The organism is Lentzea californiensis (genome assembly GCF_024648825.1).
Classification (GTDB): Bacteria; Actinomycetota; Actinomycetes; order Mycobacteriales; family Pseudonocardiaceae; genus Lentzea; species Lentzea californiensis.
Window position 1 is genome coordinate 295,305 of record NZ_JANBBE010000002.1, and the last position, 21,748, is coordinate 317,052.

At 69.3% G+C, this 21,748-nt stretch carries 19 protein-coding genes; 10 read left to right on the forward strand and 9 right to left on the reverse strand.

Annotated features, from left to right (window positions below; translation table 11 throughout):
* From LX88_RS12320 to LX88_RS12335, 4 genes are all read right to left on the reverse strand, one after another.
* A complete protein-coding gene (locus tag LX88_RS12320; protein ID WP_258947904.1) occupies positions 1-978 on the reverse strand; it encodes a quinone-dependent dihydroorotate dehydrogenase in 978 nt (325 codons plus the stop codon).
* Positions 979-1,039: 61 nt separating this feature from the next.
* A complete protein-coding gene (locus LX88_RS12325) occupies positions 1,040-2,278 on the reverse strand; it encodes a cytochrome P450 family protein (protein ID WP_258947905.1) in 1,239 nt (412 codons plus the stop codon).
* A 32-nt stretch (positions 2,279-2,310) separates the two neighbouring features.
* The gene (locus LX88_RS12330; RefSeq protein WP_258947906.1) at positions 2,311-3,072 is read right to left on the reverse strand and encodes an Fpg/Nei family DNA glycosylase; all 762 of its coding nucleotides are present in this window, start codon (positions 3,070-3,072) and stop codon (positions 2,311-2,313) included.
* On the reverse strand, positions 3,065-3,910 hold the full coding sequence (locus LX88_RS12335; RefSeq protein WP_258947907.1) for a ParA family protein: 846 nt from the start codon (positions 3,908-3,910) through the stop codon (positions 3,065-3,067). The genes LX88_RS12330 and LX88_RS12335 overlap by 8 nt, the downstream gene beginning before the upstream one ends.
* Before the next feature lie 33 nt (positions 3,911-3,943).
* Here LX88_RS12335 and LX88_RS12340 point away from each other — a divergent pair, with 33 nt between their 5' ends.
* The 6 genes from LX88_RS12340 to shbA all read left to right on the forward strand — a co-directional run bounded on the left by LX88_RS12340 (position 3,944) and on the right by shbA (position 8,202).
* A complete protein-coding gene (locus tag LX88_RS12340) occupies positions 3,944-4,663 on the forward strand; it encodes a class I SAM-dependent methyltransferase (protein ID WP_258947908.1) in 720 nt (239 codons plus the stop codon).
* Between the two features lie 99 nt (positions 4,664-4,762).
* Positions 4,763-5,332, forward strand: coding sequence for a sigma-70 family RNA polymerase sigma factor (locus tag LX88_RS12345; protein WP_258947909.1), 570 nt, complete (start codon positions 4,763-4,765; stop codon positions 5,330-5,332).
* On the forward strand, positions 5,329-6,045 hold the full coding sequence (locus LX88_RS12350) for a class I SAM-dependent methyltransferase (protein WP_258947910.1): 717 nt from the start codon (positions 5,329-5,331) through the stop codon (positions 6,043-6,045). Before LX88_RS12345 ends, LX88_RS12350 begins: the two co-directional genes overlap by 4 nt.
* An 85-nt stretch (positions 6,046-6,130) precedes the next feature.
* Complete coding sequence (locus LX88_RS12355; RefSeq protein WP_258947911.1) at positions 6,131-6,697, forward strand: sigma-70 family RNA polymerase sigma factor; 567 nt, start codon at positions 6,131-6,133, stop codon at positions 6,695-6,697.
* A gap of 102 nt (positions 6,698-6,799) precedes the next feature.
* Positions 6,800-7,477, forward strand: a complete 678-nt coding sequence (locus LX88_RS12360) for a sigma factor-like helix-turn-helix DNA-binding protein (protein WP_258947912.1) — start codon at positions 6,800-6,802, stop codon at positions 7,475-7,477.
* A gap of 233 nt (positions 7,478-7,710) precedes the next feature.
* A complete protein-coding gene (gene shbA, locus LX88_RS12365) occupies positions 7,711-8,202 on the forward strand; it encodes an RNA polymerase sigma factor ShbA (RefSeq protein ID WP_258948238.1) in 492 nt (163 codons plus the stop codon).
* Here shbA and LX88_RS12370 read toward each other — a convergent pair.
* Positions 8,183-9,493, reverse strand: a complete 1,311-nt coding sequence (locus tag LX88_RS12370) for a type I glutamate--ammonia ligase (RefSeq protein ID WP_258947913.1) — start codon at positions 9,491-9,493, stop codon at positions 8,183-8,185. The genes shbA and LX88_RS12370 overlap by 20 nt on opposite strands.
* 12 nt (positions 9,494-9,505) lie before the next feature.
* Between LX88_RS12370 and LX88_RS12375 the strand changes: the two genes are divergently transcribed.
* The 3 genes from LX88_RS12375 to LX88_RS12385 all read left to right on the forward strand — a co-directional run bounded on the left by LX88_RS12375 (position 9,506) and on the right by LX88_RS12385 (position 12,658).
* Complete coding sequence (locus tag LX88_RS12375; protein WP_258947914.1) at positions 9,506-10,603, forward strand: amidohydrolase family protein; 1,098 nt, start codon at positions 9,506-9,508, stop codon at positions 10,601-10,603.
* 35 nt (positions 10,604-10,638) lie between these two features.
* Positions 10,639-11,913: a DNA polymerase IV gene (locus tag LX88_RS12380; RefSeq protein WP_258947915.1), complete on the forward strand. Its 1,275-nt coding sequence runs from the start codon at positions 10,639-10,641 to the stop codon at positions 11,911-11,913.
* Positions 11,914-11,998: 85 nt separating this feature from the next.
* Positions 11,999-12,658: a hypothetical protein gene (locus LX88_RS12385; protein ID WP_258947916.1), complete on the forward strand. Its 660-nt coding sequence runs from the start codon at positions 11,999-12,001 to the stop codon at positions 12,656-12,658.
* Positions 12,659-13,257: 599 nt separating this feature from the next.
* Here LX88_RS12385 and LX88_RS12390 read toward each other — a convergent pair.
* Both LX88_RS12390 and LX88_RS12395 read right to left on the reverse strand, forming a co-directional pair.
* Positions 13,258-14,358 (reverse strand): DUF4034 domain-containing protein, encoded by a 1,101-nt coding sequence (locus LX88_RS12390; RefSeq protein WP_258947917.1) that lies wholly within the window; start codon positions 14,356-14,358, stop codon positions 13,258-13,260.
* An 18-nt stretch (positions 14,359-14,376) separates the two neighbouring features.
* A complete protein-coding gene (locus LX88_RS12395; RefSeq protein ID WP_258947918.1) occupies positions 14,377-15,882 on the reverse strand; it encodes a M48 family metalloprotease in 1,506 nt (501 codons plus the stop codon).
* 268 nt (positions 15,883-16,150) lie between these two features.
* Between LX88_RS12395 and LX88_RS12400 the strand changes: the two genes are divergently transcribed.
* On the forward strand, positions 16,151-19,306 hold the full coding sequence (locus LX88_RS12400) for a S8 family serine peptidase (protein ID WP_258947919.1): 3,156 nt from the start codon (positions 16,151-16,153) through the stop codon (positions 19,304-19,306).
* A gap of 236 nt (positions 19,307-19,542) precedes the next feature.
* Here LX88_RS12400 and LX88_RS12405 read toward each other — a convergent pair whose 3' ends face one another.
* On the reverse strand, positions 19,543-21,081 hold the full coding sequence (locus LX88_RS12405; RefSeq protein ID WP_258947920.1) for an alkaline phosphatase D family protein: 1,539 nt from the start codon (positions 21,079-21,081) through the stop codon (positions 19,543-19,545).
* Positions 21,081-21,587 (reverse strand): hypothetical protein, encoded by a 507-nt coding sequence (locus tag LX88_RS12410; protein ID WP_258947921.1) that lies wholly within the window; start codon positions 21,585-21,587, stop codon positions 21,081-21,083. The genes LX88_RS12405 and LX88_RS12410 overlap by 1 nt, the downstream gene beginning before the upstream one ends.
* Positions 21,588-21,748: the final 161 nt, after the last annotated feature.

Here is a 21,748-nt window from a genome sequence, read left to right on the forward strand (position 1 = left end):
TCACCTCAGCGCCCGGTTGATCCTCGACACGAGTCCGGGACCTTCGTAGATGAACCCGGTGTAGATCTGTACGAGGCTCGCGCCGGCGTCGACCATGCGCTTGGCGTCGTCGGCGGACGCGATGCCGCCGACACCGATGACCGGCAGGTCGCTGTTCTTCGTGATGAACCGGACCACTTCGTTCGCGCGCTGGGTGAGCGGCTTGCCGCTGAGGCCGCCGGTCTCGCTCCTGTGCGCGCTCATGAGGCCCTCACGGCTGAGGGTGGTGTTCGTGGCGATGAGGCCCTTGATGCCGTTGTCGACGCACACCTGGATGACCTCGGAGATCGCGTCCTCGGTGAGGTCCGGCGCGATCTTGACCAGCATCGGCTTGTCCGTCGCCGCGGTCAGGGTCGCGACGAGCTCGGTGAGCGCGCCCTTGTCCTGCAGGCTGCGCAGACCGGGAGTGTTGGGCGAGCTGACGTTGATCGCGAAGTAGTCGCCGTGGCTCTTCAGCGCGTTCAGCGAGTTCAGGTAGTCCTGCACGGCGTCCTCGACCGGCGTGATCTTGGACTTGCCGAGGCTGATGCCCAGCGGTGCCTTGAGCGGCGTCCTGCCGAGCTTCGCGGCAAGCGCTTGCGCACCCGCGTTGTTGAAGCCCATCCGGTTGATGATCGCCTCGTCCTCACGAAGCCGGAACAGGCGGGGCTTCGGGTTGCCCGGCTGCGCGTGCCACGTGACCGTGCCGACCTCGACGAACCCGAAGCCCAGCGCACCCCACGCCGGCAACGCCCGGCCGTCCTTGTCGAGGCCCGCCGCGAGCCCCACGGGGTTGGGGAAGCGCACGCCGAACACGGTGCGCGGGTTGTTCTGGTTGCGGGCGAACCTCGCCAGCGGGCTCAGCCTCGCCATGACGTCGAGCGTGGTCTCGTGGACCCGCTCCGCGTCGCCGCCGTGCATTCCGAACAACGCCCTGCGAACCACCTGCTTGTACACCACGCGCCCACCCTATAACGCCAGCTCAGAGCAGGAGCGCGGCCCTCTGGTCCGCAGTTGGCGGCTAGAGCGGCTTCGGCACCTTGATGGTCGCCTGCTCGTCCAACGGCATCGTGGGCTTGGTCCGGAACGTCACCGGCAGCCCTCGCAACCCGCGGCTGCCCAGCGAGACCCGCCACGACAGCGGTTGCGAGGTGTCCAGGGCCAGCCCCGCGCACCGCCCCAGCAGCGTCCGGAACGCCACCTCGCCCTCCAGCCGGGCCAGCGGCGCGCCCAGGCAGAAGTGGATGCCGTGCCCGAACGCCAGGTGCTGGCGGTCCGCCCGTTCGATGTTGAGCTGGTCGGCCCGCGGGTACCGGTTGCCGTCGTGCTCGGCGGAGGCCAGCGACAGCAGCACGACGTCGCCAGCCTGGACCTGCGCGCCGCCGATCGTCAGCGGCCGCGTCGCGAACCGCAGCAGGTGCGAGGCCGGGCCGTCGAACCGCAGGAACTCCTCGATCGCGCCGGGCAGCAGTGACGACGAGCGCTGCAGCAGTTCGAGCTGCTCGGGGTGGCGCAGCAACGCCAGCGCGCCGTTGCCGACGAGGTCGACGGCCGTGGTGTAGCCGGCCACGAGCAGCAGGAACGCCAGCGAGGCCAGTTCGCTGTCGGACAGTGCGGCCTCGCCGGTCGAGCGGGCCAGGCCACCGATCAGGTCGTCGTCGCCGGACGTCCGCTTGTGCGTCACCAGGTCGCGCAGATAGCCCGATGTCTCCTCACGGGCAGAAGACGCGTCACCGTCCGCCAGCCCGGTGACCACGTCCGCCCAGTAGCGGAAGTTCTCCTGGTCGACGGCGGGCACGCCGAGCAGTTCCATGATCACGGTGATCGGCAGCGGCGCGGCGAAGTCCGCGATCAGGTCGCAGCGCCCGGAGTCGGCGAAGTCGTTGGCCAGCTGTGCGGCGACCTGCTCGATGCGGGGGCGCAGTGCGGCGATGCGGCGCGGCGTGAGCTGGCTCGACACCGCACGGCGCAGACGGGTGTGATTTGGCTCGTCGCTGTTCATCATGTGGTCCGACAGGTCGCCGAACCACCACGACGCGAAGTGCGGATGGCCGCGCAACGGCTCGGCGAGCGCGGAGCCGTGCGAGGACAGCAGCGGGTTGTCCAGTGCGGCGCGCACGTCGGGATAGCGGGTCACGAGCCACATGGGCACGCCGAAGGTCTCGACCCGGTGCACGGGACCTGCGTCGCGCAGGCTCTTCAGCACCGCGTACGGGTCATCGGTGAAGCCGGGGCGCAACGCATCCAGATCGACCGCCATATTGGGGGACACGGCTGGAAGAGCGTCTCGGTTCAATCTGATTGACATTTTGGGCAGAAGTACACGAATCTGCCGTCGATCTCGTCCGATCGGACTCTTGTGCGGCAACGCAAACAGGGTTTGCCGGTCCGCTCGAAAACGTAGTGCTGCACGCGCGGGTCGCCGGTGGTGCTCTGTTCTGGCCGCCACTGGTTGGCCTGCAGGAGCTTGCGTGACAGAGCAACCGCACGTGAGGCGTCCACAGATGACACCGGAGTCGTCGGCAGAACGCGCAACAGGAAACAAACTTCCGCGCGGTAGAGATTGCCGACGCCGGCCATGACCCGCTGATCCAACAATGCGAGCCCGATCGCCCGGGAAGGGTCCGCGGTCAACCGCTGAACGGCCTCAGCGGCGTCGAAGTCGGCTGCCAGAAGATCAGGACCGAGATGGGAGATGAGGCGATCCTCATCGGCGGTCGGCAGGAACTCCAGGTCGTGCAGCGCGAATCCGATGGCCTGCCGGTCGTCCACCTCGAAGACCGCGCGGGCCTGGTGCGCGGGACGACGCCAGCGCTCGCCGGGCCGGTAGAGGTGCCACGAGCCGTCCATCCGGAAGTGGCTGCGCAGGCTGTTGCCGTCGGAGAACCGGGTGAACATGTGCTTGCCGTACGTGCGCACGCCCAGCACGTCCAGACCGGTCAGGTCCAGCGCGGCCAGCCGGGGATGACGCAGTTCCCCGCGTCGCAGCGTCTTCCCAGCCAGCGCCTCGTGCATGCGATGACCGGCCAGGAAGACCGTGTCCCCTTCAGGCATCCACCGCTTCCTGGATCTCGTCGTCGTTGAAGTCGTGGTGCACGGCCCGGCGCCGGCTCCGCGAGATGCGCTGGATGCGGGCGAGCAGCAGGTTGAACGCCAGCGCCACCTCACGCGCGCCAGGAGTACCCCACTCGTGGATCGGCATGCACGCGCCCTGTGCTTGCTGCACGGCGAGACGGTCCGGCAACGCCACCGGCATCACCAACGGCCCGAAGATGTCACGCAGCTCCTCGATGCGGAACTGGTGCTCGTGCGAACGCGGCCGCACGCGGTTCACGACGACACCCAACGGCTGCAGGTCGGCGTTGTTGCTCTCACGCTCGTTCTGCACCGCCTCGAACGCCCGCTGCACACCCGCCACCGCGAACATCGTCGGCTCGGTGACCAGCAGCGCGCGGTCGGCCGCCACCAGCGCCGAACGGGTCAGCTGGCCCAGCGACGGCGGGCAGTCGAGCAGCACGAGGTGGTACGGGAACTCGTCGTACATGCCGCGCAACGTGCGCAACGCGTCCTTGAGCCGGTGCAGCCGCGACTCGTTCGGATCCGGGTGGTTGAGCAGCTCCGCGTCCTCGGACCCGGACAGCACGTCGATGCCGTCACCCCACCTGCTCGGGCGGATCGCCTCTTCGAGGTTCTCCTCGGACGGGTCCTGCAGGACGTCGTAGATGCTGGCCTTGGACTCCTCTGGCTCCAGCGTCGACGTGGCGTTGCACTGGGGATCGAGGTCGATCACCAGAGTGCGGACACCACGGCGGAGAGCGGCAGAGGCCAGGCCGAGCACCACCGTCGTCTTGCCGACGCCTCCCTTGAGGCTGAGCACGGACACCGTATGCACAGACCTACTCTAGGGTCTCCTACTCTGTTGGACATGCGACCGGACGCCGTACAGAGGGTGCTCGACGCCGAATTGGCCGCCGCACGCGAGCGCAGGGGTGGACAACACCCCCGTGTGCTCGACGTTGGTGGTGGCAGCGGTGTCTGGGCCGTTCCCCTAGCCGCAGCGGGATGCGCGGTCACGGTCGTGGAGCCCTCGCCGAACGCACTGGCGACGCTCAACACCCGTGCGCGCGAGGCGGGTGTGACGATCAACGCAGTTCAGGGCGACACGGATTCGTTGGGCGTTCCCGCCGGTGAGGCCGACCTGGTGCTGGCGCACGGCGTGCTGGAGGTCGTGGACGACGCACCCGCCGCGCTCGCCTCGCTGGCCGCCGCGGTAGCCCCTGGCGGCGCGGTGTCGGTGCTGGTCGCGAACCGGTTCGCGGCGATCCTGCACCGCGCGATCGCCGGCCGCATCGTCGACGCGCGCAGACTGCTGGACGACGACGCGGGCCAGCTCGCGGGCACCCGCGACCCGTTGCAGCGCCGGTTCGACGTCGCCGGACTCGAGAAACTCGTGCTGGACGCCGGTCTGTCCGTGGAGATCCTGCAGGGTCACGGGGTAGTTTCTGATCTCGTGCCCGGTGTGGTGCTGGACGCGAATCCGGGTGCCGCCGACGCGCTCGCCGAGCTGGAACTGGCCGCCGCCACGCGTTCCCCGCTCAGGGACGTCGCCGCCCGCCTGCACGTGCTCGCCCGCCGCACCGCCTGAAACGCTTTGCAATCGGGACTTCTATGACCCTGATGAGTGGTCCCAAACAACTCGGCGGCGAAAGATAATGTCTCCGCTGCCGACGTAGGGACCAACGCGATGGAAAGTTCCGACCTGCTGGCCTCCTTGGTCAACGAGGCCGTTGCGGGTGACCGGCAAGCCGTCGAACGGCTGCTGGCCTCCGTGCGCCCGCTCGTCGCGCGGTACTGCCGTGCGCGCGTCGGTCGCAACGAAAGGGCGTACGCGTCGGCGGACGACGTGGCGCAGGAGGTCTGCCTGGCGGTGCTCACGGCACTGCCCACCTATCGCGAGCAGGGAAGACCTTTCCTGGCGTTCGTCTACGGCATCGCCGCGCACAAGGTCGCGGACGCGCACAGGGTCTCGGCGCGCAACCGGTCCGAGCCCGTCGCCGAGGTACCGGACGGCCCGTCGCCGGCCGTCGACCCCGAGGAGAACGCGCTGCTCGGCTCGCTCTCGGTGCGACTGGGTCAGTTGCTGAGGGGCCTGCCGGACAAGCAGCGCGAGATCCTGCTGCTGCGCGTGGTGGTCGGGCTGACGGCGGAGGAGACGGCCGAGGCGATCGGGTCGACGCCGGGCGCCGTGAGGGTGGCGCAGCACCGTGCGCTGGCCAAGCTCCGCACGTCCGTGGGGGTCGAGGAACTGATTTGACCGGCGCCTTCTACGACGACCTCTCCGGGACGTACGACCTGATGTTCCCGGACTGGGACGCGTCGATGGCCCGGCAGGCGTCGCAGCTGGCGGAGTTCATCCCGGCGGACGCGCGCGTTCTCGACTGTGCGTGCGGCATCGGCACGCAAGCGATCGGTCTGGCGCTGCGCGGCCTTGAAGTCGTGGGCACCGATCTGAGTCCCAAGGCGGCTTCTCGAGCCGTTGCAGAAGCCTCTGCACGTGGCGTCGCGTTGCCCGCGTTCGCCGCGGACATGCGCTCGCTGCCGTTCGCGGACGGCTCGTTCGACGTCGTGCTCGCGGCGGACAACGCGCTACCCCATTTGCTGACGGCTCAGGACGTCCTGGCGGCGTTGCGGGAGATGCGGCGTGTGCTCCGTCCCGGAGGCCGGCTCCTCCTCTCGACGCGCGACTACGACTCGATCCGCGACGAGCGGCCGTCGTCGACTCCTCCGTCCGTCGGGCCGGGGCGAGTCGTGTGGTTCCAGCTGTGGCATTGGGACGGCGATCAGTACGAACTGGAGATGTTCCAGCTGCACGAAGCCGAGTCGTGGCACGTCGTGGTGGGCAAAGCACGGTATTGGGCGATTGCTCGTCACGAAATCACCGCTTTGGCGGAACGAGCGGGTTTCGGTTACGTGGAGTGGTTGCTCCACGCCTATTGCCAACCGCTGTTCGTTGCTGCAAACGGGTGACGTTTGAAGTTGCTCCCTACTTTCCGCATAAGAAGTGACGCGTCGCACGTCTCCTCCACGAGACGTCGATGAGGGGGCGCTTCGAATGGAGAGTTCGGCTTTGTCCGCAGAACTGGTCAGCCTGGCCGTGCAAGGCGAGCCCAGGGCCACTGACCAGCTACTTCGCTACCTGCGACCGCTGGTGGTGAAGTACTGTCGCGCGCGTGTCGGTCGCTCCGCGACAACTGCGGACGACGTCGCGCAGGAGGTGTGCCTGGCCGTGCTGACGGCCCTTCCGAAGTACCGGGAGCAAGGTAGACCGTTCCTCGCGTTCGTCTACGGCATCGCCGCGCACAAGGTCGCCGACGCGCATCGCGCGCTCGCTCGTAACCGAGCGGAGCCGGTGGCGGAGGTGCCCGACCAAGCCGGGCGGGGCGTTGGACCGGAGGAGTTCGTCCTCCAGGACGAGCTGAACGGAACGCTCGGCCAGCTGCTGCACCTCCTGCCGGCCAAGCAGCGCGAGATCCTCGTGCTGCGCGTCGTGGTGGGTCTGTCCGCGGAGGAGACCGCGGAAGCCGTGGGGTCCACGCCGGGCGCGGTTCGCGTCGCCCAGCACCGGGCGCTCGGTCGCCTTCGCAAGGAAATCGCGTCTTTGGCTGTCCCGATCGGGTGACATTCGTTTGCGTTTGTTACCAGTCGTGGCGAGTGCGTGGGGTGGACGCACCCAAACGACATACCTAGAGGCAGGAAGACACCGACATAAGGACCAGGGGGCATGGGAAGTTCGGACTCAGCGCTTGCCGCCGAGCGGCTGCGCATGGACGGGGTGCTGGTTCAGCACTTCCGTGAGTCAGGGCTCACCGGTGTCCGCTGGGACCAGTTCCACCGCCAGCTTCTCGGGCGCGGACTGCTGATCGTTACGAAACTCGTGCGGTCCGGCGCCATGTTCTCCCGCTGCGGGCACCAGGGCCGTTACCTGAACAAGCAGGACATCCCGCCGCAGGAAGCCGAGGAACTGGCGAGCGACGCGGTGTACGACGGGTTCGTCTACTTCCGGGACCGGGGTCTGCTCGGCCGGGAGTGGTCGGCGGAACACGGACTGCCGTTGGACGAGTACTTCGTCAACGCGTGCGTGCTCGCGTTCCCGAACGTGTACCGGCGCTGGCAGACGCGTGCACACGGCTGGCAGGACGTGCGGCTCGTGGAAAGCGTCGCCTCGCTCGAACACGTGGTCACCGAGGCGACGCCCGAGGACGCGGTCATCGAGCAGGCGGCGGCGAACGCCGCGTTCGCGACGCTGAGCGAGGACGGCAAGCGGTTGCTCTTCCTTCATGACCAGGGCTATTCGCATGCGGAGATCGGTGAGTTGATGCGACTCACCCCGCGCGCGGTCGAAGGACGGATCCGGCGGGCGCGTCTCGCGGTGCGCCGGCGTCCAGAAGAGGAACGGTGATCTGCGTGGAGTTCACACCCGGCCTGCACCGCAAGGTGCCCGCGGAAGCCGTTCAAGGCTCGTCCGTGGGTGGGCCGGTCTCCGCTTCCAGGGGGACCCTCGACGCGTTGGTCGAGCGGACCGCCGGCGGCACCAAGGAGCCGGTCGACCCGCCGGCACCCTCCTACTACTCGAACCGCCCGCAGACCGCGGACGAACACGTCGCGCGCGCTGTCGCCGGTGATCGCGCCGCCATCGAACGGCTGCTCGGCACCATCCGGCCGTTGATCGTGCGGTACTGCCGTGCGCGCGTTGGATCGTTCGCCTCGGCGGACGACGTTGCGCAGGACGTGTGCCTGGCCGTGCTGACCTCGTTGCCGTCGTACCGCGACCAGGGGCGTCCGTTCCTGGCGTTCGTCTACGGGATCGCGGCGCACAAGGTGGCGGACTCGTTCCGCAGCGCCTCACGCAACCGCGCCGAGGCCGTGTCCGACCTGCCGGAGTCGATGGACACCGCGGCCGGGCCTGAGCAGCGCGCGATGCAAGGAGAGCTCTCGGACCAGATGGCGACGCTTCTGCGCGTGCTGCCCGAGAAGCAGCGCGAGATCGTCGTGCTGCGTGTGATGGTGGGGTTGTCGGCGGAGGAGACGGCCGAGGCGGTCGGGTCGACGCCCGGTGCGGTCCGGGTCGCGCAGCACCGTGCGCTCTCGCGGTTGCGCAAGGAGCTCAATAACGCCAGCGAGTGATGTTGGCGATTCCCTGCGGGCTCGCGTCCTTGTACCGCTCCATCTCACCGCGCCGCACGTCGGCGATCGTGCCCGCCAGCTCCTGGCCGAACGCCTCGGTGAGCACGGTGTCCTTCTCGAACTCGTCGACGGCTTCCTTGAGCGACGTGGGCAGGCGCTGGACGTCGCCGAGCAACGCCGGGTCGACGTTCAGGCCTTCGGGCAGCACGGCCTGGGTGGCGATGCCGTCCAGACCGGCCGCGACCACGCCCGCGACGAGGAGGTACGGGTTCGCGGTCAGGTCGAAGCACTTGATCTCCAGGTTGTCCCGGATCAGGCGCAGCGCCGTTTCGCGGTTCTCCTCGCCCCACGCCACGAACGGTGCCGCCCACGTGTTCGGCACGAGCCTGAGGTAGCTCGCGAGAGAGGGCGCGCCGATCGCGCACAACGCGCGGAGGTGGTTGAGCACGCCCGCGCTGAACTGCCGCGCCTCGTCCTGGAAGCCGTCGAAGAGGTTCGTGCCGTCGCGCCAGAGGCTGAGGTGCAGGTGACCGCCGTTGCCGACGCCGCCGTTGACGACCTTGGGGGAGAACGACGGGCGCATGCCGTGCCGGATCGAGACGGCGCGGATGGTCTCCTTGACGAGCACGGCCGTGTCCGCGGCGGCCAGCAGGTCCTCCGGCGCGGTCGAGACCTCGAACTGGCCGGCGGCGTACTCGGGGTGGAACTGGAGGACCTCGACGTCCTGCTGGTCCAGGGCGTTGAGGAGGTCGACGCAGTAGTCGGACAGCTCCACCTGACGGGCGTGCCCGTACGCGGACCCGCTGGTCGCGGGGACCCAGTCGTCGGTGCCGGACTTGCCCAGGCACCACTCGACCTCGAAGCCCGCCTGGGCGGTGAGACCCGCGTCGGCGAGGTTCCGGACGGCCTTGCGGGCCTGCAGGCGCTGGTCCATCGGATAGGGGACGCCGCTCTGGAAGTGGCGGTCGGCGGGCGCCCAGGCCCAGCCCGGCTGGCCCGCGAGCACGGTGAGGCGCTCGAGGTCGGGGTGCAGCCGCAGGTCGCCGACCGGGCCGCCGGCGAAACGGCCCTGAATGATCCAGTCGTCGAAGAGGAAGACGTCGAACACCGGTGACGCGCCCACGCCGTGCGCCGCCGCGTGAGCCAGCCTGCGCAGGGGGACGGACTTGGTGCGGATGATCCCGCTGTTGTCGACCCAGGTGAGCGCCACGACGCTCACGTCCCGCGCGTTAAGCCCGTCGAAGAGTTCCGTCGCCCGGTCGAACCGCTGGTCCCGTTCCGCAGAGTCCACGATCCTGAGGGTATGGGCATCTTGCCGTTCGTCGCCGAACTCGGGCTGATAGACCACCATTGCCACGGTGTGCTGCGCACCGACAGCGCTCGTCCGGAGTTCGAGTCGTTGTTGCTGGAGGCCGATGCGGTCTCCCCGCTCGGTGGGTCGTTCTTCGACTCCGCCCTGGGGTTCGCGGTGCGGCGGTGGTGCGCGCCGTTGCTGGACCTGCCTCGGCACGCGTCCGCCGACGAGTACCTCGAACGGCGGAACTCGCTGCACATCGCCGAGGTGTCGCGCACGTTCCTGATGGCGTCCGGGATCCACACGTTCCTGGTGGACGGCGGGTTCCAGCCCGATCGGCTGCTGTCGGCCGCCGAACTGGCCGGGCTGGGCGGGGGTGTGGCGCACGAGATCGTGCGGCTGGAGGTCCTGGCGGAGACGTTGAGGCCTTCGGTCTCGCCCTCGGAGTTCGTCGACCTCGTCCGGTCGCGGCTCGCCTCGTCGTCGGCGGTGGGGGCGAAGTCCGTTGCGGCGTACCGGATCGGGCTGGGTCTTCCCGGCGTGCGGCCTGCCGACGCGGAGGTGGAGCGTGCGGTGGCGACGTGGTCGTCCGGGCGGCTGGAGGATCCGGTGGTGATCACCTGGCTGGCCTGGGAGGCGCTGGACGCCGGGCTGCCGTTGCAGTTCCACGTGGGGTACGGCGACTCGGACCTCGACCTGCACCAGTGCGATCCGTCGTTGCTGACGCCGTTCCTGCGGGCGACCGCCGCCCTCGGTGTGCCGGTGTTGCTGCTGCACAACTACCCGTTCCACCGGCAGGCCGGGTACCTCGCGCAGGTGTTCCCGCACGTGTTCTGCGACCTCGGGCTGGCGACGCACGGGCTGGGACATCAGGCGTCGCGGGTGTTCGCCGAGGCTCTGGAGATCGTGCCCTACGGGAAGTTCCTGTTCTCCTCCGATGCCTTCGCCCTGCCCGAGCTGTACTACCTCGGCGCGTTGCTGTTCCGGCGCGCGTTGTCGGACTTCCTGGCCGATGGGCTGCGGAGTGATGCGTTCGCGGACGACGACGCGCACCGCATCGCACGGCTGATCGCGTCGGAGAACGCCTCGCGGGTTTACGAACTGTAGGATTCGCGTCGAACTCACGTTCGAAAGGGGTGTTCATGGGTCGCAGTGCGAACCTGCCACGCGGCCTGGTCGACCGGTTCCGTGCGCGTGATGGCGTCTGGCCTGACGACACGGGCTGCCGGATGCTGCACGTCGACATGGACGCCTTCTACGCGTCAGTGGAGATCCGCGAACGCCCTGAGCTCGAGTCCGTGCCCGTCGTTGTCGGCGGCGTCGGCGGTCGGGGCGTCGTGAGTTCCGCGAACTACCTCGCGCGTGAGTACGGCGTGCGTTCCGCGATGCCCACGGCGCATGCCCGCCGTTTGGCGCCTCACGCGGTGTACCTGCCGCCGCAGTTCGATCTCTACCAGGAGGTCTCGCGCGGGGTCATGGCGATCTTCCGCGACATCACCCCGCTGGTGGAGCCCCTTTCCCTGGACGAGGCCTTCCTCGACGTCGGTGGCGCGCTCCGCCGGCTCGGCCTGACGCCCGGTGGCATCGGGGAGCTGATCAGGGCCCGCGTGCTGGCGGACCAGGGCGTGTCCTGTTCGGTCGGGGTGTCTTCGACGAAGTTCCTCGCGAAGCTCGCCTCGGGCATGTGCAAGCCCGACGGCATGATGGTCGTGCCCGCCGCTGCTTCTCTCGAGTTCCTGCACCCGCTGCCGGTCTCCGCTTTGTGGGGCGTGGGCGCGAAAACCGCTGCGAGGCTCGAAGGACTGGGTCTGGAGACCGTCGCCGACGTGGCCGCCACGCCTCTGCCGCGCCTGCGCCGCAAGATCGGCGTGGCCCTGGCGGAGCACTTGTACGCGCTGGCCTCCGGGGTGGACGACCGCGCCGTGGTGCCGGAGTCGCGGGAGAAGTCGATCGGCGCGGAGGAGACCTTCGAGGTCGACGTCGCCGACCGCGCGCTGCTGCGCCGCGAGTTGCTGCGCCTGTCGGAGCGCTCGGCGGGTTCGTTGCGCGCCAAGGGACTGCACGGCCGGACGGTGTCGATCAAAGTCCGCTTCTCCGACTTCACGACGATCACCCGCTCCCGCACCCTGCCGGTGTCGACCGACGTGACCCAGGAGGTCTACCGGGTGGCCGCCGAGCTCCTGGACACCCAGGTGCCGCCCGGCGACGTCCGTCTGATCGGTGTCCGAATAGAGGGTCTTGACAACGCCGACTCCGCCCAGCAACTGATCTTCGACGCCCCGGAACGAGGCTGGCGCGAAGCCGAACAAGCCGCCGACCAGGCCCGTTCCCGCTTCGGCTCGCTGGCCGTCCGCCCGGCCTCACTGCTCCGCGACAGTCCAGAAAGGACAGCGGACTTCGAACCGAAGCCCGAGTGATCGCGACTTGTCCACAGCCCCTGACTTGTCCACAGATCCGCTCACCCCCGAACCCCCCACCATCCCCAGCCCCCACCATTGACCCATGCGCCACCCCATCGACCTGGAAGCACTGGGCACCCTCTTCGTCCACCGAGTGGCCCCAGTGGCAGCCCTGATCCACATAGGACTGTCCTCGTCCCTGATCGACCAGCGGTCCCGCCCAGGCGGCCCCTGGCAACGCCTGTTCCCGAGCATCTTCCTGCTGTCCAGAGCAGGCCCGTCCCGGGAACAACTGGTGCAGGCCGCCCTCCTCTACGCAGGAGAGGGCGCGATGCTCACCGCGTTCGACGCCCTCTACCTCCACGGCATGAGGTCCGTCCTGCCGACAGCGGACGCCATCCACGTCCTGGCCCCGCGCAACTCCAACGCCTGGGGCCACGGCACCCTGCGCCTGGAACGAACAGACCGCCTACCGAAACCAGCCCTGCGCCGAGGCTTCCACGTGGCCCCCTTGGAACGCGCGGCGGTGGACGCGATCCGCCGAACCCGCTCGATCCCGGACACCAAGGCCATCCTCGACGAGGTGTCGCACTACGTGGGCATCCAAGCCCTCAGGGCCGAGCTGGCCATGGCCCCGCGCAAGGGCACCGCCCTGGCCCGCAAACTCCTGGGCGACTCCCCGTCCCGCCAGCTGGAACTGGCCGTGATGGACCACCGCCCACCATCAGTCCCACAAGCCCGAACCCCACAGCCAGTCGGCTGACCCGCCCAGCCCACAAGGCTCCCCGGCCAACCTCAACCCCGAGCTGCCCGGCAGCGCGCGTCCGTCCTCGGCGGCGTCCGGACACACCTGTCAGGCAGCGCCGCCGCACACCAGCCTCGCCGCTGAGTCGATGACCTCGCTCAGCAGCGGCGCCGTGTACCAGATCAACAGTGGTACCGACATCTCCGCCCCAGCGGCCGCGCCCACAAGGCATCCTGGCCAACCCCAACCGTGCGCTGCCCGGCAGCGCGAATCCGTCCCCGGCGGCGTCCCAACACATCAGCCTGGCAACACCGCTGTGCACGAGCCTCGCCGCTGAGCCGACGACCTCACTCAGCAGCGGCGCCGTGCACCAGATCAGCAGTGATGCCGACGGCTCCGGCCCAGCGCCTCGCCCGCCAACCGGCGCCTCGTGTACCGCGAGGCTCCGCCGCCGACCCCTAGTGGACGCGAGTCGATCCCGCCTAAGCCAGCCGCCGAATCGCACCTGATGTGGCACCCAAATCTCAACCGCCCCAGGCCTAAGCCCGCCCACCCAGAACGAAGCCGGCCAGCTCCATCGGATGCGGCACCCGAACCCCACCCACCGAAAGGAGCCACTATCGAACCGGAGCCTTGACCCCCCTGCCCTTGGCCGCAGCCTTGACCGCGATCCCTCGCTGGCTCAAGAACTTCAGCCGAGGCTCAGCGAAGTAGTCCCAAGGCCCCGCATCCGCCAAAGCCCCCAATGCCCGGAACTGCCCCACGGCCTCCTCGAACCGCTGCAGCTCGAGCAAGGCGTAGATCGCATACCCACGGTCGTTCCGCAACGCATAGGTGTCGGCACCCTCATCCGCCAACCGATCCACCAGCGCGTCGAGTGCCCCGACAACCGCGGGCGACTTCCACACGTCGGGCGAGGTGCCCTCAGCCTCGTAAGCAGCCTGCAGCGGCAGGGACAGGAGCTTGGGCGACTTGGCTGCGGCTTCGACCGCGAACGCCAAGGCCAGCTCATCCGACCCGTGCCACTTGCGGCACCAGTACTGCAGGGCCTGCGCGTGTCCGTTGTGGTGCAGGGGATCGCGCGACATCAGTTCCGCCCAGATCGCGCGGAACTCGTCGTGCTCCACCTGCAGGCCGCGGGCCAGCGTCAGCGTCGTGTTCCACGGCGTCGGGTCGTCCGGCAGCACTGCGGCGGCGACACCTGCTGCCTCGCGGGCCTCGAACAGGACGCGGTGGAAGCCCTCGAACTGTTCGCGGGTGGTCTGGGACGAGGTGCCGCTGCCTCGGATATCCCAGGCGAGGGAGACCAGCGACATCGCGTGCACGACGATCCAGTGCGGGTCACCGGGGCGGGCGGTCTGCCAGGCGTCCATCCAGGTGTCGTCCTTGGCGGCGAGGTCGGCGAGGGTCCAGACGACGCGCTGGCGGCGGTCCCAGTCGCCGTAGGTCGACGTGACGAGGTCGGCGGCGTTCTCCCAGTTGCCAGCTCGGACGTCGTCCTTCACGGCGGCGAGGGCCAGGTCCTCGATCGGCGAGGTGGTGGTCACCTCCGCGTCGGGGACGAGGCCGTAGCGCTCCGGGTGGGTTTTGGGCAGGACGTGTGAAGCCACGACGTCGGAAGGGAGTTCGTCGATCTCCACGCCCAGCCGCTTCGCTTCGCGCATCAGGCGGATGACGGTGATGAGTTCCTTGGGCTTGAACAGAAGTGAGAGCACCACGGGGTTTCTCCTGAACGCTCAGTGCGCGGGGCGGTAGTCGGGGGCCACACCGGCGGTGGCGAGCGCGGTGCGCAGGCCCTCGGTGCTGCCGTGGTCGGCGACCGCGGCGTCCAGGTGATCGGCCATGTCGAAGTCGTGAGAGGAGGTGACGAACGTGGTCCGTCCCAGCCAGTCCAGTTCCCAGCGGGCGAGACCCGTGTCGGAGAACGCCAGTGCCACCAACGCGGACAGCTCGGGCAGCACCTCGCCGCGGGCCATCTCGCGGCGGGCGCGGGCACCGGCGTCCCTGTTGCCGGGCACGTGAGTGCCCAGGCCGGCGAGGTGTCCCGCGTCCAGCGCGTCGAGCACGGTGGTCAGTGACGGCGGTCGGTTCATCGCCGCCGCGGACGCCTGCAGCAGCCGTTCGGTGCCGCGCACGACGCGGGCTCGGGCGCCGATGTGGCCGAGCGTGGCCCAGTCGACGCGTTCCTTCGACGCGGCGTCGGAGACGAGCGTGTTGAGCACGGCGGCGTCTAGCAGCGGCGTCGGGTCGGTGAGCAGTTCCAGTGCCGGGCGGTCGCCCCAGCCCGACTCGGGTTCGAGCGCCATGGCCTCGATCGCGACGATGCGGTCCTTCAGCGGTGGGTGGGAGTCGTACGGGCCGCGGTCCGGGTCGTGCGGGTGCTGGCGGATCTCCTCCAGCTCCTCGTGGAGTTCGGGGGAGGTGCGCAGGCGGGCGAAGCCGTCGAAGAACGTCGTGGGGAGGTAACCGAGTTCCCACGCGACGGTGAGGTGGCGGTTGGTGAAGAGGTCCCACGCGGCGTCGATCACCGGCAGCTCGCGCCAGGCGGACGCGGCGGCGGACGAGCCGGCCAGCGTGGCGGCGACGCGGTCGGCGGCGAACTCCTGCCGGCGGCTGATCGCCCGGGAGAGACGGAGGTACAGCTTGGCGTAGCCGCGGAACAGCTTGGCGATCATGCGCTGGAACCAGTGTTCGGCGTTCATGTGGGAACCGGCGCGCAGCATGGCTTCACGGCCGGAGACCACGACACCGGCGAAACGCGTGTCTTTGTTGGCGTAGTGCCCGAGTTCGTGGGCGAGCACGGCGATGAGTTGCTTCTCGGTCAAGGAGGTGAGCAGAGGTGCACCGATGAACATCCTGCGCCTGAGGACGCGCAGTCCCAGGAAACGGGTGTCCTCGGCGATCGCGGCGTTCACCGCGGCGACGATCCGGATCTCGTCCGGCGGGCGGGTGCCGACATCGGCGGCCAGGCGGCGGACGAGGTCCCAGAGCGCGGGCTGCTGCTCGGGCGTGACGAGGGTGCCCGGCACCTCGTCCCGCGTGCGGCGTTCCAATGAGATCAGACCTTTGACCAGTGCGTACACCAGCGGCACGACGAACAGCGCCAGCTTCACGCCGACGAACGGGCGCTCGATCAGGGCGTACGTCTCCAGCGCGAGCAGGCCACCGATCAACCCGAAAGCGAGGACGTGGAAACCGACGAGCACCGCCACCGAAATGGCAGCACGCAACGAAACACGCATGAGTAGAGCGACCTTCCCCCAAAGCCCCCAGCGCCGCCCCCAGATGACGGCAGCACGAAGTGTGCACGAGAACCCGGTCCCGACTCAATCCCGAAAGGCGGCCGGTCCGAACCTGTCCTGGTGTGTCAACCAGCCGATCGGCCAGTACGGGTACCTCGGCGGGATGACATCCGCCTGTGCAGCTCCGGCCTTCAGGCGGAGGTGAGGTGACGCTCGGTGTCCCTACGGTCACTGGCGCAACACCTCATCGAGCACTGGAGGTAAACCAGTGAGAGCAGGACAGCGAGGTGCCCGCAGGGGGATCACCGCTCTCGCGCTGTCGGCAGGTCTCGTCACCGCGGAAACGACCACGGTGACGGCGGCTGTCGCGCACGCGGAGGAGCAGGCATCGGGGCAGGGGGACCGCAGCGTCACGCTGATCACCGGTGACCGAGTGGAACTGGCCGGCAACCGCGTGGTGCGGGTCGTGCCGGGACCGGGGCGGGTCAGGCTGCCCGTGCGCACCTTCACGCGGGACGGGCACCAGCACGTGGTGCCCGCGGATGCGATCGCGTTGGTGGACAACGGAAAGCTCGACCCGCGGTTGTTCGACGTGACGTCGTTGGCCGAGTTCGGCTACGACGATTCGCGGCGCAGCACCGTTCCTGTGATCGTGCGGCCGGCGGCGGGCGCACGATCGGGCATCACGGCGTTGGCGGCGAAGGGCTCGGTCGACGGCCTGGTGACCGGCACCGTCGAGAAGTCGGGCAGCGCCTGGGAGTCGCTGCGCGGTGGTGCGGTGGAGAAGGTGTGGCTCGACGGCATCCGCGAGGTGTCGCTCGACCGCAGCACCAAGCAGATCGGTGCTCCGCAGGCGTGGCAGGCAGGCGTCACGGGCAAGGGCGTGAAGGTCGCGGTGCTCGACACTGGTGTCGACGAGAAGCACCCGGATCTGCAGGGCAGGCAGGTCGCCGAGAAGAACTTCACCGACTCGCCGGACAACACCGACGAGGTCGGGCACGGCACGCACGTCGCGTCGACCATCGCCGGCAAGGGCGAGCAGTACCGCGGTGTCGCGCCGGACGCAGAGATCCTCGACGGCAAGGTCTGCCAGCCGGGCGGTTGCAGCGAGTCGGCGATCCTCGGCGGCATGCAGTGGGCGGCCGAGCAGGGCGCGAGCGTCATCAACATGAGCCTGGGCGGCGGTGACACCCCGGAGATCGACCCGCTCGAGGAGGCCGTCAACCGGATCTCCCAGGAGACCGGCGCGCTGTTCGTGATCGCGGCGGGCAACTCCGGCCGGCCGGAGACGATCGGTTCGCCGGGCAGCGCCGAGTCCGCGCTGACCGTCGGGGCGGTGGACCGCAACGACGGCATCGCGCCGTTCTCCAGCCGTGGCCCGGCCGCGGACGGAGCGGTGAAGCCGGACATAACCGCGCCCGGCGTCGGCATCATGGCCGCCGAGGCCGGCACGCAGGGCCACGTCGCGATGGACGGCACGTCGATGGCGACGCCGCACGTCGCAGGCGTTGTCGCGTTGCTCAAGCAGCAGCACCCGGACTGGACCGGCACGCGGCTCAAGGCGACCGTCATGGCGTCGGCCAAGGCGAATCCGTCGCTGACGGCGTTCGACCAGGGCGCGGGCCGCGTCGACGTGCCGAAGATGCTGGCGCAGCAGGTGGTCGCGGACCCCGCGAACATCAACTTCGGGTTGCAGCAGTGGCCGCACGACGACGACCAGAAGATCGTCCGCGAGGTCACCTACCGCAACCCCGGCAAGGAACCCGTCACGCTCGACCTGAGCGCGGACGTCAAGGGACCGGACGGCAAGCCCTCGCCCGCCGGTCTGTTCACCGTGTCCCCGGCGAAGGTCACCGTGCCCGCCGGCGGCGAGGCGAAGGCCACGATCACCGCTGACACCAGGGTGAACGCGCCGGACGGCGCCTACAGCGGCGCGATCGTCGCGTCGAACGGCCTGCGCACGCTCGTCAGCGTCAACCGCGAGGTCGAGAGCTACGACACCGCCGTGTCGGTGCTGGGCGCCGACGGCAACCCGGCCGACTCCCACAGCACGTACTTCGTCAACACCAAGACCGGCAAGTCCTACTCAGGGCTGACGAGGAACGCCCGCCTGCCCAAGGGCGAGTACCTCGTGGACAGCGGCATCATCACCCCGGACTTCAAGGTCGCGTTCCAGGTGCAGCCGAAGTTCCAGGTGACCGGCAAGGGGTCGATCACGATCGACGCGCGCAACGCCGAACCGGTCGCGCTCAAGACGCCGGACCCCGCGGCCAAGAGCATGATCGGCACGGTCGGCTACTCCATCCCGATCGCGGGAAGGACGGACGGCCACGGCTGGGCGTTCTTCGGCGGCTTGGCGGGCCAGGTGTCCACGGCTCAGATCGGGCCGGACGTGCCGGGCTTCTCCACGACGATCGCCGAGCAGTTCCAGGGCACGGCACGCGACGAGAAGACCCCGGTCAGCTACCGCCTGATGTACACCGAGAAGGGCATGCCGACCGGCTACGAGCGCACCGCCAAGGCGAACGAGCTCGCCGAGGTGACGTCGAGCTTCCGCAACGCCGGCGAGGGCCGTCAGCACGGCATCGCAGTGATGCCGGACCCGGTGGACGGCAGCGGCGGCTTCGGCTGGTTCACCCAGGTGCCGGAAGGCGGCCGCGCGGTCGACCACGTCTCGACCGCCACCGGCAAGTGGAGTTGGATCTACGACCGAGTCGGCCCGGACAACAACTACGAGTACACGACCCAGACGCCCACGCGTTCCTTCAAGGGCGGCAAGAAGTACGCGCAGACGTTCGGCGCCGCGGTCCTCGGCCCGTCCGTCCCGTCGGCACCCGGCTTCGGCCTCGCGAGGCTCGAGGACCAGATCGCCGTCAGGGTGCCGCTCTTCACCGACAGCAACGGCGGCGAGGGCAGGGTCGACGCCGGAACGGCGAAGACCTCGTTGTTCCACAACGGCACCAAGCTCGGCGAGTCGAACCGCCCCACCGCGGTCTTCGACGTCCCGGCCGGCGAAGGCACCTACCGGGCCGAGATGGAACACAGCCGCGACGCGGAACTCTCGAAGAAGGTGAGCGGTGCCTGGACCTTCAAGGCCAAGCACACCGCCGACATCACGCACCTCCCGCTCACGGTGGTCCGCTTCCTGCCCAAGCTCGACGACGAGGACACCGCGCACGGCCGGGTGCAACTGGTCCCGCTGAAGGTCGAGCAGGCCCAGAACACGCCGAAGGTCAAGCGCGTCACCGTCGAGGTGTCCTACGACGACGGCGCGACCTGGAAGCAGGCACAGGTGGCCGGCGACAAGGTGGTCCTGCACCACCCGAAGGGCGCGAGGTCCGTTTCGTTGCGCGCCAGGACTACGGACGCGGCGGGCAACACCGGCGAGGTCACGATCATCAGCGCCTACAAGATCGCAAGCTGACCGGCCGGACCTGACGGTCAGAACTGACTGCCAGGTCCGGCCAGCACGGACGCCAGGGCCGACAGGCTGGCGCCGACAGCCCGGCCGGTCGCACGTGACGGCCTGGCTGCCCGGCCGGAACTCACCGGCCAGGAACTGTCAGACCTGCTGACTAGCATCGGATTCGGGGGATCCACCCTCCGCCCACAGGAGCCCAGGGCCCCCGAGTCCGAGCGTACTCAGCGGGTCTGACACGTTCAGGGACGCCGGTACTGCGCAGCCGACCCGGCAGTCGCCGGATCCTCGTAGCTCCCGGCCTTCCCCCGGCCGACGTGGAACGTGGTCAGCGTCGACACCGGCGACGAGGCGTCCCGCCGGTCCCCGATCACCTTCATGTGCGTGGTGAACCGCTGCGGCGTCACCTCGTACATGTCGTACCCGTACCTGTTGCCCTCGAAGTACTTCAGGTGCGGGTTCGCCGCTCCCATGACCGGTCCGTTCGCCGCGTTCCACTCCGGCGAGTACGCGCCCGACGTGACGGAGTGCGCGGTGAACTCCGTGCCGATGACCGGCGACGTGACGTCGTCGAAGTCCGGGCGGATGTCGTCCACGAACGCCGAGTGCCAGTCGCCGGTCAGCACGACGAGGTCCTTCATGCCCTCGGCGGCGACGTGGCCCAGCACCTCGCGGCGTTCTGCCAGGAAGCCGTCCCACTGGTCGGTGAAGTAGTAGCCGCCGCCGGGGCGGGCGAGTTGCGACAGCATGATCGAGTTGATCCACACCTGCCACGTCTCGCGGGCTCCGGAAATGCCGTCCAGCAGCCACTTCTTCTGTTCTGCGCCCAGGATCGTGCCGCCGGCGAGGTTCTGCGCCGACCGGTACTGCCGCAGGTCCAGCACCGTCAGGTCGAGCAACGAGCCCCACTGGCGATGGCGGTAGATCTGTGGTTCGAGAGCGCTCCCAGAGCGGATCGGCAGGTGCTCGTACCAGGCCTGGTAGGCGGCGGCTCGGCGCTTCACGAACGGTGCTGAGCCCTCGGTGCCGCTGTAGTCGTTCACCACTTCGTGGTCGTCCCACGTCAGGTAGAAGGGGTGAGCCGCGTGGGCGTCGCGCAGCGACGGATCGCCCTTGTACAACGCGTGGCGGCGTCGGTAGTCCGCAAGGGACAGCACGGCGGGGCCCTCGTGATCACGCACGTGCGCGCCGCCGACCTGGCCGTGCTCGTAGATGTAGTCGCCGAGGTGCACGACGAAATCCAGGTTCTCGGAGGCGATGCCGCGGTGTGCGGCGTAGAAGCCGTCGTGGAACGCCTGGCAGTTCGCCGTCGCGAACCTGACGCGGGACACCGGGCCGACAGGGGCCGTGCGCGTGCGGCCGACACGAGAACGCTTGCCCAAAGCCGAGAACTGGTAGTAGTAGGTGCGACCGGGCCGGAGACCGTGCACGGGCACGTGCACGCTGTGCCCCAACAGGTTCGAAGCAGCGACACTTCCGCCTGCCAGCCGCGAGCGCATCATGCGATCGGACGCGACAGACCACTCGACCTCGACGATCTCGGGCAGCGGCTGCTCGAACGCCAGGGGCTCGGGAGCCAGGCGCGTCCACAGGACCACGCTGTCCGGCAACGGGTCGCCGGAGCCGACGCCCAGCGTGAACGGCGCGGGGTCCCACGACGCGCCCAGGTCCAGGGCGGCGGCGTGCGCCTCGGCGGGGGACAGGCCGGCCGAGAGCGGCCACACGGTGCCGAGAGCGCCGGCGGCGGCCGCGGCGCGCAGGAGATCACGTCGGTTCAGCATCAGCGGCCTCCGACCGTGAACGAGATGTTGTCCGCGTAGCCGTCGTTCGACGTGCCACCACCGGAACGGGTCATTTGCAGGGTCACGACGGCAGTGCGGCTGCCCGGCGGGACGGTGCCTCGCGCCGTCCGCTCGAGCAGGCCGGTGCGGCTCGAGCGTTCCTCCGCCGTCACCGGGCCGAGCACCACCAGACCGCGCGGGGTGCCGCCGGCGTCGAGGAACTCCACCGACAGGCGGGCGCCGTCCTGCTGCGATGCGTAGCCGCCGAGCCACGCGGACACCTCGAACTGAGACGACCGGCGCGGCAAGGTCACGCTCTGTCGCAGCGTGCTCAGTGGTGTGTCCCCGCCGCCGAAGAACGACGAGCCGCGCCGCGCCGGACCGGGATCACCCGGCCCCGGATACCCCTGGCCCGTGTCGTACCGCAGCACGACCGGGGCGCCCGCGACGACGAGCCAGCCGGTCAGGCCCTGCTCGGCGGCGCCGTTGACGATGAGTTCGGTCATGCGGCTGATCCGAGCAAGCGGGGCTGTCCCGGACGGATCGCGCGGCCGAACCAGGTGTGAACAGAAGGCCACAAGGGGCTGGAACGAGCCTCACGAAGGCCTCACCACTGCCCCAGGAGGATGATGGTGACAGAACAGACCGTATGAGAAGGCCGACTGGC

Bases quoted from the DNA above. Each gene is read 5' to 3' on its own strand.
- LX88_RS12355 (WP_258947911.1), top strand. From the start codon at position 6,131: ATGGAGAGTTCGGCTTTGTCCGCAGAACTGGTCAGCCTGGCCGTGCAA.
- LX88_RS12340 (WP_258947908.1), top strand. From the start codon at position 3,944: ATGCGACCGGACGCCGTACAGAGGGTGCTCGACGCCGAATTGGCCGCC.
- LX88_RS12360 (WP_258947912.1), top strand. From the start codon at position 6,800: ATGGGAAGTTCGGACTCAGCGCTTGCCGCCGAGCGGCTGCGCATGGAC.
- LX88_RS12325 (WP_258947905.1), bottom strand. From the start codon at position 2,278: ATGGCGGTCGATCTGGATGCGTTGCGCCCCGGCTTCACCGATGACCCG.
- LX88_RS12395 (WP_258947918.1), bottom strand. From the start codon at position 15,882: ATGCGTGTTTCGTTGCGTGCTGCCATTTCGGTGGCGGTGCTCGTCGGT.
- LX88_RS12405 (WP_258947920.1), bottom strand. From the start codon at position 21,081: ATGCTGAACCGACGTGATCTCCTGCGCGCCGCGGCCGCCGCCGGCGCT.
- LX88_RS12385 (WP_258947916.1), top strand. From the start codon at position 11,999: ATGCGCCACCCCATCGACCTGGAAGCACTGGGCACCCTCTTCGTCCAC.
- LX88_RS12410 (WP_258947921.1), bottom strand. From the start codon at position 21,587: ATGACCGAACTCATCGTCAACGGCGCCGCCGAGCAGGGCCTGACCGGC.
- LX88_RS12380 (WP_258947915.1), top strand. From the start codon at position 10,639: ATGGGTCGCAGTGCGAACCTGCCACGCGGCCTGGTCGACCGGTTCCGT.
- LX88_RS12375 (WP_258947914.1), top strand. From the start codon at position 9,506: ATGGGCATCTTGCCGTTCGTCGCCGAACTCGGGCTGATAGACCACCAT.
- LX88_RS12345 (WP_258947909.1), top strand. From the start codon at position 4,763: ATGGAAAGTTCCGACCTGCTGGCCTCCTTGGTCAACGAGGCCGTTGCG.
- LX88_RS12330 (WP_258947906.1), bottom strand. From the start codon at position 3,072: ATGCCTGAAGGGGACACGGTCTTCCTGGCCGGTCATCGCATGCACGAG.